Raw genomic sequence first — 9,556 nt, forward strand, 5'->3', positions numbered from 1 at the left:
TGCTGCGCCAGTACTTCCCCAAAAGCACCGACCTGTCGGTCTACCAGCTCGACTACCTCGACCACGTCGCCGCCAAGCTCAACCGCAGGCCCCGCAAGACCCTCGGCTGGAAGACACCGGCACAGGCACTCGACGAACTACTGTCGAACCCACCAAAACCAACCGGTGTTGCATCGACCGCTTGAATCCGCCGCCGTCCGGATGTGGCTCAGGCACCGCCCACGGGAGCGTCGTACGCCGACACGCGACCGGGCGGTGGCCCAGCCACATTCCGCGTCGTCCGGATGTGGCTCACGCACCGCCCAGCCGGTGATCTCAGCGCTTGGTCGCCGCGTCGACCAGCGCCGCCAGGGCGGCCGGTTGGGTGAACATCGGCCAGTGGCCGGACTCGAGGTCGACGAGCTCCAACGCCGTGGCGTCGGCCAGCTCGGGCACGTCACCGGAGTCGATCCACTCCTGCGCCTGGGCGGGGCTGAACTCCGGGCACACCAGCGTGAGCGGTACGCCGTGGCGACGCTCGTCGGTCCAGTGCACCGTGCCCTTGGTGACGCCCGCGGGCACCGGGTGGGTGGACGCCGCCACCTCCGCCTTCAGCTCGGGCGACATGTCGTCGGAGTCCGGGCCGGCGAACGGCTCCCAGCCGGGGAACGGCACCGCGTCGCCGTCGGTGTCGAAGAAGTCGGCGTAGGCGTTGCCGCCGGTCGTCGGGAAGCCGCCGATCAGGACCACCCCGGTCACGGCGTCCGGACGCCGGTCGGCCGCCACCCACGCCAGCGTCGACGCTGCGGAGTGACCTACGACGAGGGGTGACCCGTCGGCCGCGTCGACGGCTGCGACGACCGCGTCCGCCTGGTCGTCGTACGTCGCCGAGGTGGCGCCGTCGCCCTGTCCGGGCAGCGTCACCGGGATGCCGCGGTGGCCGAGCCGGTCGAGCTCGGGCAACACGTCGTCCCAGGCCGAGCCGTCGAGCCAGAGTCCGGCGATGAGCACGATGTCCATGAGTTCTCCTTGATCGGTGTGGTCGACCCTCACCGCCCACGTTAGGGGTCATTCCGGACGCTCCACGTCCGGAACCGGTGCCACGATGCTCTTCATGAGCGAGATCAGCCCGACCGCGCGGGCGCTGCGGGCGCTCGACGTCCTGCAGGCCCGACCGGGGGTCACCGCCGCGGAGCTGGCCGAGCGCCTCGGCGTCACCGAGCGCGCCGCGCGGCGCTACGTCGCGATCCTGCGCGAGGCCGACATCCCGATCGAGTCCACGCGTGGTCCCTACGGCGGCTACACGCTGGGGCGCGGGCTCCGACTGCCGCCGCTGGTCTTCTCGGCGACCGAGGCGCTCGGGCTGGTGATGGCCGCCCTGGACTCCCAGCACGCGGTCGCCGACCCCGCCGACCCGGTGGGCTCCGCGCTCGGCAAGATCCTGCGCGTGCTGCCGACCAACGTCGCGCGGCAGGCGGCCGCCGTGCGGGAGACCGCGCGCACCGTGCCCGAGAGGGCGTCGGTCCGGCCCGACCCGGAGGTCACGAGCGGGCTGGTCGCCGCGGTCGCAGCCCAGCAGCAGGTGCGCATCGGCTACCGCACGGCGGCCGGCAACGCCCGGACCTTCGAGGTGGACCCGTGGTCGGTGGTGGTGCGCTACGGCCGGTGGTACCTGCTCTGCCACTCGCACCACGCCGACGCGCTGCGGACCTTCCGCATCGACCGGATCACCGAGGTGGAGCAGCTCGCGGGCACCTTCGAGGTGCCGGCCGACCTCGATCCGGCGGCCGAGCTCGAGGCCAACCTCGGCAAGGGGTGGGAGCACGACACCCACCTCGTCTTCGACCTGCCACTGGCCGAGGTGCGGCCGTGGATCCGGCCCACGCTGGGCGACCTGCGCGAGCTGCCCGACGGCCGCTGCGAGCTGGTCGGCAGCACCAGCAACCCGCAGGCGTACGCCGGTGAGTGGCTCGCCCACGTCCCGCTCCCGTTCACGGTGGTGGGCGGTCCCGAGCTCCGGGCCGCGGTATCGGTGGTAGCGGACCGGCTGGCGCGGTCGATCGAGTGAGTCGAGTGCGCAGCCATGTGCCGAGCACGACCACCTCCGCACTCGACTCGGTCAGCGACTGACCGCGACCTCCTTGCCGAGGCTCCAGCCCGGGGAGATCGGCAGGTAGTCGCCGCTCCAGAACTTGCCCGGGTCGTACCAGGTCGCGCGCCGGTCGTCGCGGAGGATGCCCATCTCGATGTAGCAGCTGGCCACGATCTCGGCGCAGAAAGCCGCCTCCGGGGTGACGCGCTGACCGCGCTTGCGCTGCGGGACGTAGGCGTCGCGGCCGCGGAGCCACCGGGCGCCCAGCCGGGTCAGGCTGGGGAAGGAGACCCCGTCGAGCCGCGCGACGGTGCGCAGCATCCCGTCCTCCTCGGACTGGCCGATCTGCGGGTCGAGCTGGCGGACCCAGGCGTCCTGGTCGTACTCGACCTGCCACCGCGTCACGGCCTCGCGCAGGTCGTGCAGCTGCACGCCTCGGTGGTGGTCGCCGGTCCACATGTCGAGCTGCTTCTTGCCGAGCTCGGCGTGGAAGATCAGCGGCGGCAGGTCGTCCACGACCACCGCCATGCCGACGTGGTTGACCGGCGAGTTGGTGACCGCGCGGATCGCCCGGTCCGGTGCCCGACGACCGCGGAACAACCAGATGTCGCCGCTGCGGGTGAGGTCCACCGCCTGGTCGAGGCTCAGGGTCATGCGCGCAGTCTGCACGATCGACGCACGCCGACCACTAGGCTCCGACCATGCGCGTGTGGAAGTGGGTCGGACTGGCCGGGATCCTGGCCGGCGTGGCCACCGGTGCCGCCGTCGCGCGCGACGAGCGGGTGCGTCGCCACTACGAGCCGTCCGAGGTCCGGGACCGGCTCCACGCCCGCCACGACGAGGCCGTCGCCCGCCAGCCGGCCGAGGGCGACCCCACCTCGGAGTGAGCAGCCGCACCGCCGGTTTCCGGCGACCCGGCCGGGAGGGGGTACGACGATCACGCGCCGAGCGCGAGGCGTACGGCGATCGCCAGCATCACCAGGCCGACCAGCACGTCGAGCACCTGCCAGGAGCGGGGGCTGGCCAGGCGCGGGGCGGCCAGCCGGGCGCCGTACCCGAGGCCGGCGAACCACGCGATGCTCGCCACGCAGGCGCCGAGTGCGAACCACCAGCGCCCGGGTGTGCCGTGGGTCCCGGCGATCGACCCGAGCAGGAGCACGGTGTCGAGGTAGACGTGCGGGTTGAGCCAGGTGAGGGCGACCGCCCGACCCACCACCCCGCGTCGTGCCTCGACCACGCCGTCACCGGCGTCGAGGGCCTCCGCGCGTCGGGCGCGCAGCAGGGAGGCCACGCCGTAGACGGTGAGGAACGCGACGCCGAGCCAGCGGACCGCCTCGACCGCCCAGGGGGCGCGGTCGACGAGCACGCCGATGCCGGCGACGCCCGCGAGGATGAGCACGACGTCGGACAGGGCACAGATCGCGACGACCAGCCCGACGTGGCTGCGGCGGAGTCCCTGCCGGAGCACGAACGCGTTCTGCGCGCCGATCGCCACGATGAGGGACAGGCCGGTCAGCAGCCCCGCGACGACGTCTCCCACGCGGCTCAACCTAGGGCCACTGGTCCAGACCCCGGGTGACCCCTGACAGATGTCAGGGTCGTCTGCGGGTGTTATCCCATGGCAGGACGTCGGAGGCCCCTGCCAGACTCCTCCCATGACTGAGCAGCCCACGGGAGGGGCGGCGCTGCAGGGCGTCGCGGCAAGCGCACAGGACCTGGTGAAGGTCTACGGCACGGAGGAGGCCGAGGTCCGTGCCCTCGACGGGGTGACCGTCGACCTGATGAAGGGGGAGTTCACCGCCATCATGGGTCCCTCGGGATCCGGCAAGTCCACGCTGATGCACTGCCTGGCGGCGCTCGACACCCCGACCTCGGGCGAGGCCGTCGTCGACGGCACCGCGCTCGGCAAGCTGAAGGACAAGGCGCTGACCAACCTGCGCCGCGACCGCATCGGCTTCGTGTTCCAGGCGTTCAACCTCGTGCCGACCCTGACGGCCAAGGAGAACATCCTGCTGCCGCTCGACCTGGCCGGGAAGAAGGCCGACCAGGCGTGGTTCGACCAGGTCATCGACGCCGTCGGCCTGCGCCCGCGCCTGAGCCACCGGCCCAGCGAGATGTCGGGCGGCCAGCAGCAGCGGGTGGCCTGCGCCCGGGCGCTCGTGAGCCGCCCGTCGATCGTCTTCGCCGACGAGCCCACCGGCAACCTCGACTCCACCAGCTCCGCCGAGGTGCTGGGCTTCCTGCGCCGCAGCGTCGACGAGTTCGGCCAGACGGTCGTCATGGTCACGCACGACCCCGTCGCGGCGTCCTACAGCGACCGGGTGCTGTTCCTCGCCGACGGCAAGGTCGTCGACGAGCTGCGCAACCCCGACCGCGACGCGATCCTCGAGCGGATGGGCGCCCTGCACGACGCCGCCGCGCGCAAGGCGGGCTGAGCGGTGTTCCGACTCACCTGGCGCAACCTGGTGGCCCGCAAGGTCCGCCTGGTCATGAGCACGCTGGCCATCGTGCTCGGCATCGGCTTCCTCGCCGGTGTCCTGACCTTCAGCCACGGCCTGGGCGCGACCTTCGACAACATCATCGAGGGGTCCACCTCCGACGCGATCGTCCGCAACGAGGGCGAGGTGTCGTTCCAGGCCTCCGGTGCCGGCACGACCAAGCTGGTGGAGCCGCAGGTCGTCGACCGGCTGGCCGAGCTGCCCGAGGTCGCCGCCGCCGACGGGTCCGTCGACGGCGTCGGTGCCTACCTGCTCGGCAAGGACGGCAAGCTCGTCGGCGGCACCGGCGCGCCCACGCTGGTGTTCAACTACTACGACAGCGTCAACGCCGCGGGCGACCCGATCCTGATCCTGGAGTCGGGCGAGTGGCCCGACCAGCCCGGCCAGATCAACCTCGACGTCTCGTCGGCCGAGCGCGGCGACTACGAGGTCGGCGACGAGGTCACCCTCCTGCTGCCGACCGGTGAGCTGCGCCAGACGTTCGAGCTCGTCGGCACCTCCAACTTCAACGGCGGTGGCACCGCCGGCGCCACCCTCGCGCTGCTCGAGACCAGCGCTGCGCAGGACCTCTTCCTCGACGGCGAGGACGCCTTCACGACCGTGAGCCTCACGGCCGCCGAGGGGGTCAGCCAGACCGAGCTCGCCGACGCCGCCAAGACCGTCCTGCCCGACGGCTTCACCGCCGTCACCGGCCAGGAGGTGATCGACGAGTCCGACGAGCAGATCGGCCAGTTCCTCGACGTCATCAGCTACTTCCTGATCGCCTTCGCGGTGATCGCGATCGTCGTGGGCGCCTTCATCATCTTCAACACCTTCTCGATCCTGGTCTCGCAGCGGGTCCGCGAGTCGGCGCTGCTGCGTGCCCTCGGGGCGAGCCGCCGCCAGGTGACGCGGTCCGTCCTCATCGAGGCGTTCCTGATGGCGCTGCTGGGCTCGACCCTCGGGCTCCTGGTCGGGCTCGGCCTCGCGCGCGGCCTCGCCGCAGTCTTCCGCTCGCAGGGGCTCGACATCGCCGGTGACGTGCTGGTGCTGACGCCCGCGACGGTCATCGCCGCCTACGTCGTCGGCATCAGCGTGACGATGGTCGCGGCCTTCGTGCCGGCCCGGCGCGCCGCCAAGGTGCCGCCGGTCGCCGCCCTGCGTGACGACCTGACGGTGCAGGAGAAGGCACTCGGCCGTCGCCGGCTCGTCCTCGGCACGATCGCCCTGCTCGTGGGCGCCGCGCTCATGGCAGCCGGCCTGGTCGGCGCCCCCGGTGCCGACGCGGCCTGGATCGGCGCGGGCGCGGTGATCTGGGTGATCACCGTCGCCGTCATGGCGCCGATCCTCGGGCGGCCCGTCCTGCTGGCCTGCCGGGCGGTCTTCGGCAAGCTGTTCGGCACCAGCGGCAAGCTCGCCGGCGAGAACGCGCTGCGCAACCCGCGTCGTACGGGCGCCACGGCGTCGGCTCTGATGATCGGCCTCGCCGTGGTCTCGGCCGTCGGCGTGCTGGCCTCGTCGCTCAGCGCGACCAACGACGAGCTCGTCGACCGCGAGTTCCGCAGCGACTTCCTGGTCCAGTCCCCGAGCTTCCAGGGCTTCCCCACCAAGGTGGGAGACGAGATGGCCGAGGTCGACGGCGTCGGCACGGTGTCGCGGATGCAGGGCTCGGTGGCGTTGGTCAAGAAGGACCAGACCTTCGTGATGGGCGTCGACGAGACGTTCGGCGACATCTACGAGCTCGACATGCGGCGCGGGACGCAGCAGATGAGCGGCGACCAGACGATCCTCAGCGCATCGACGGCCGCAGACCTCGACGCCGACGTCGGCACGTCGCTGCCGATGGCGTTCCCCGGGGGGCAGACGGTCGACCTCGAGGTCGTCGGCATCTTCGAGGACACCCCGATCACCCAGGGCGTGACCCTGCCGATCACGGTCCTGGAGGACGTCGGTCTTCGGCGCAACGACAGCATGCTCAGCATCAACGTCGCCCCGGGTGCCGACGTCGACGAGGTGCACGACGCGCTCGACGCGGTCGTGGAGGACCTGCCGATCGTGACGGTGCAGGACAAGGAGGGCTTCGCCGACCTGATCAAGCAGCAGGTCAACCAGCTGCTGTTCATGATCTACGGCCTGCTGGCGCTGGCGGTGATCATCGCGGTGATCGGCATCGTCAACACCCTCGGTCTCAGCGTCATCGAGCGCACCCGCGAGGTGGGGCTGCTCCGTGCGGTGGGCCTGTCGCGGCGGCGCCTGCGCCTGATGATCACGCTGGAGTCGATCGCCATCGCGGTGCTCGGCGCGGTCCTCGGGCTGGCGGTCGGGCTGCTGATCGGGGTCGCGCTGCGCCAGTCGCTGTCGGAGGACCTCACCGTGCTCTCGCTGCCGCTCGGATCGCTGGTGGTCTTCCTGGTCATCGCCGTCGTGTTCGGCGTGCTCGCCGCGATCGTCCCCGCCATCCGGGCGTCCCGGATGAAGGTGCTCGACGCGATCGCGACGGAGTAGCCGCTGCTCGTGAGCCGGCTCACCCCTTCGGACCCCGGGTGCTGACACACCCGGGGAACGATGGCACCGTGAAGAGGTGAGTGACCTACAACAGAACACGCACGGGAGCGGCGCGCAGAGCCGGTCCGACACCGGCTTCTTCGGGCAGCCCCGTGTGCTGGCGAACCTGTTCGGGGTGGAGCTGTGGGAGCGGTTCAGCTTCTACGGCATGCAGGGCATCCTGCTCATCTACCTCTACTACTCCGCCGCCCAGGGCGGCCTCGGCATCGACGAGGCCGTGGCGACCGGCATCGTCGGGGCCTACGGCGGTGCGGTCTACCTCTCCACCATCCTGGGCGCGTGGCTCGCCGACCGGCTGATCGGTCCCGAGCGCACGCTCTTCTACGCCGCGATCTGCGTGATGGCGGGCCACATCGCCCTCGCGGTCGTGCCCGACCTCGCTGGCGTCGGGCTCGGCCTGGTGCTGATCGCCCTCGGCTCCGGCGGCGTGAAGGCCAACGCCACCTCGCTGGTCGGGTCGCTCTACGACGAGCACGACCCGCGCCGCGACGCGGGCTTCTCGCTGTTCTACATGGGCATCAACATCGGTGCCCTGCTCGGCCCGCTGCTGACCGGCCTGCTGCAGAAGGAGGCCGGCTTCCACTGGGGCTTCGCCGCCGCTGCGGTCGGCATGGCGATCGGACTCACCCAGTACGCGCTCACCCGCAAGAACCTCCCGGAGGAGACCCACCACGTCGCCAACCCGCTGCCGGCGGACCGGCGCGTGGTGTACGTCGTCGGCGCCGTGGTCGTGCTTGCGCTGGTCGGCGTGCTGGTGTGGGTCGAGGTGATCACCGCCGAACGGCTGGCCGACATCGTCATCGGCATCAGCCTGCTCGCCGCGATCGCCTACTTCGCGCGGATCCTCTCCGACAAGGACGTGAAGGGCGCCGAGCGCAGCCGGATCTTCGCGTTCATCCCGCTGTTCGTCTGCAACGTCGTGTTCTGGTCGCTCTACCAGCAGCAGTTCACCGTCGTGACCCTCTACGCGGACAAGCGGCTCGACCGCGACATCTTCGGCTGGGAGATGCCGATCTCGTGGGTCAACAGCATCAACCCGGTCTTCATCATCGTCCTGGCCGGCGCCTTCGCCGCGCTGTGGACCAAGCTGGGCGACCGCCAGCCGATCACGCCGATCAAGTTCGGTGCCGGCACGGCGCTCATGGGCGTGGCGTTCTTCGCCTTCCTGCTGATGCCGCCCGGCGAGAACACCGTCCCGCTGCTCGGCCTGGCCGGCATCCTGCTCATCTTCACCGTGGCCGAGCTGCTCATCTCCCCGGTCGGCCTGAGCGCGACGACCAAGCTGGGACCGAAGAAGTACCTGACGCAGATGGTTGCGCTCTACTTCCTGTCCATCGCGCTCGGCACGGCCCTGGCGGGGATCCTGGCCGGCTACTACGACGCCACCGACGAGGCGCCGTTCTTCCTCTCGATCGGCCTCGCGTCGGTAGTCACCGGCGTCGTGGTGATGCTCGCGTCGAAGCCGATCCACCGTCTCATGGCGGGCGTCGACTGACGTGCTCGAGGCGCTCGGCTGGGGTGCGCTGGCTGCCAGCTCGCTGGTGGTCGGCGCCGTCCTCGCGCTCGTACGCACGTGGTCGGCGACCGTCGTCGGGCTGGTGCTCGGCTTCGGTGCCGGCGCGCTGATCGCCAGCGTCTCGTTCGAGCTGGCGGAGGAGGGCCTGCGGATCGGCAGCACGTACGCCGTCGCCGGTGGGCTGGCGCTCGGCGGGCTGACCTACTTCACGGCCGACCGCCTGGTCGAGAGGTGGGGCGGACGCTCGGGTGGCTCCGCAGCCGGTGCGCCGCTGGCGGTGGGGGCCTTCCTCGACGGCATCCCGGAACAGGCCGTGCTCGGCATCGGCATCGCGTCGGGGCAGGGCGTGAGCGCTGCGCTGGTGGTCGCGATCTTCGCCTCCAACCTGCCGGAGGCGATCGGCTCGGCCGCCGACATGCGGTCCGCCGGGCGGTCGCGGCGCTCGGTGGTCGTCCTGTGGACGGTGGTCGCGGTGTGCTGTGCGCTCGCCACCGTCGCCGGCACCGCGCTCGCGGACGCCGTCTCCAGCGATGCGCAGGCGTTCGTCGACGGGTTCGCCGCGGGTGCACTGCTGACGATGCTGATCGACTCGATGGTGCCCGAGGCCAAGGAGAAGGCGAAGGACTGGGCGGGCCTCGCGACCGTCGCCGGCTTCGCGCTCGCCGCGGGGCTGTCGCTGCTCGGCGGATGATCGCGGAGTCCTGGCGTCATCCGGTGACCTTGGCGTCAGGGGATTGTTGCAACGCCTGATGTTTGGAGGGTGTTGTGGCTGGACTGAAGTTGGCTGAGTCGCGTCGGTTGGAGGTGATCGGGCTGCTGCGTTCGGGGCTGAACCCGATGCAGGCTGCCCGGGTCAGCGGCGTGTCGAAGTCCTACATCTACGACCTGCATCAGAGCCTCGGTGGCGTGTATCGACCACAGAGTATT

The 9,556-nt window shown here is 71.2% G+C and carries 10 protein-coding genes and 1 pseudogene; 8 read left to right on the forward strand and 3 right to left on the reverse strand.

Annotation, left to right across the window (positions count from 1 at the left end; all coding sequences use genetic code 11):
* Nucleotides 1-185, forward strand: a pseudogene (locus ACXJKB_RS22470) (IS30 family transposase); the annotation flags it as partial.
* Nucleotides 186-315: 130 nt separating this feature from the next.
* On the opposite strand, the gene ACXJKB_RS22475 reads toward ACXJKB_RS22470, so the two are convergent.
* Nucleotides 316-999 carry an alpha/beta fold hydrolase gene (locus ACXJKB_RS22475; RefSeq protein ID WP_457192400.1) on the reverse strand — a complete coding sequence of 228 codons (684 nt, stop codon included), beginning with the start codon at nt 997-999 and terminating at the stop codon, nt 316-318.
* Nucleotides 1,000-1,093: 94 nt separating this feature from the next.
* Here ACXJKB_RS22475 and ACXJKB_RS22480 point away from each other — a divergent pair, with 94 nt between their 5' ends.
* Nucleotides 1,094-2,047, forward strand: coding sequence for a helix-turn-helix transcriptional regulator (locus ACXJKB_RS22480; protein WP_457192402.1), 954 nt, complete (start codon nt 1,094-1,096; stop codon nt 2,045-2,047).
* A 51-nt stretch (nt 2,048-2,098) separates the two neighbouring features.
* Here ACXJKB_RS22480 and ACXJKB_RS22485 read toward each other — a convergent pair whose 3' ends face one another.
* Nucleotides 2,099-2,725, reverse strand: a complete 627-nt coding sequence (locus tag ACXJKB_RS22485) for a hypothetical protein (RefSeq protein ID WP_457192404.1) — start codon at nt 2,723-2,725, stop codon at nt 2,099-2,101.
* A 47-nt stretch (nt 2,726-2,772) separates the two neighbouring features.
* Between ACXJKB_RS22485 and ACXJKB_RS22490 the strand changes: the two genes are divergently transcribed.
* Complete coding sequence (locus ACXJKB_RS22490) at nt 2,773-2,958, forward strand: hypothetical protein (RefSeq protein ID WP_457192406.1); 186 nt, start codon at nt 2,773-2,775, stop codon at nt 2,956-2,958.
* Between the two features lie 50 nt (nt 2,959-3,008).
* On the opposite strand, the gene ACXJKB_RS22495 is transcribed toward ACXJKB_RS22490, so the two are convergent.
* On the reverse strand, nt 3,009-3,611 hold the full coding sequence (locus tag ACXJKB_RS22495) for a LysE/ArgO family amino acid transporter (RefSeq protein ID WP_457192408.1): 603 nt from the start codon (nt 3,609-3,611) through the stop codon (nt 3,009-3,011).
* 115 nt (nt 3,612-3,726) lie between these two features.
* Between ACXJKB_RS22495 and ACXJKB_RS22500 the strand changes: the two genes are divergently transcribed.
* The 5 genes from ACXJKB_RS22500 to ACXJKB_RS22520 form a co-directional block, all read left to right on the forward strand.
* Nucleotides 3,727-4,506 carry an ABC transporter ATP-binding protein gene (locus tag ACXJKB_RS22500; RefSeq protein WP_457192409.1) on the forward strand — a complete coding sequence of 260 codons (780 nt, stop codon included), beginning with the start codon at nt 3,727-3,729 and terminating at the stop codon, nt 4,504-4,506.
* 3 nt (nt 4,507-4,509) lie between these two features.
* Nucleotides 4,510-7,053: an ABC transporter permease gene (locus tag ACXJKB_RS22505; RefSeq protein ID WP_457192411.1), complete on the forward strand. Its 2,544-nt coding sequence runs from the start codon at nt 4,510-4,512 to the stop codon at nt 7,051-7,053.
* 76 nt (nt 7,054-7,129) lie between these two features.
* The gene (locus ACXJKB_RS22510; protein WP_457192413.1) at nt 7,130-8,608 is read left to right on the forward strand and encodes a peptide MFS transporter; all 1,479 of its coding nucleotides are present in this window, start codon (nt 7,130-7,132) and stop codon (nt 8,606-8,608) included.
* 1 nt (nt 8,609) lies between these two features.
* Entirely contained in the window at nt 8,610-9,320 is a 711-nt protein-coding gene (locus tag ACXJKB_RS22515) for a ZIP family metal transporter (RefSeq protein WP_457192415.1), read from the forward strand.
* 74 nt (nt 9,321-9,394) lie between these two features.
* On the forward strand, nt 9,395-9,556 hold a 162-nt coding region (locus ACXJKB_RS22520; protein WP_457192417.1), incomplete at its 3' end, for a helix-turn-helix domain-containing protein.

This window comes from Nocardioides sp. P5_E3 (genome assembly GCF_054049275.1).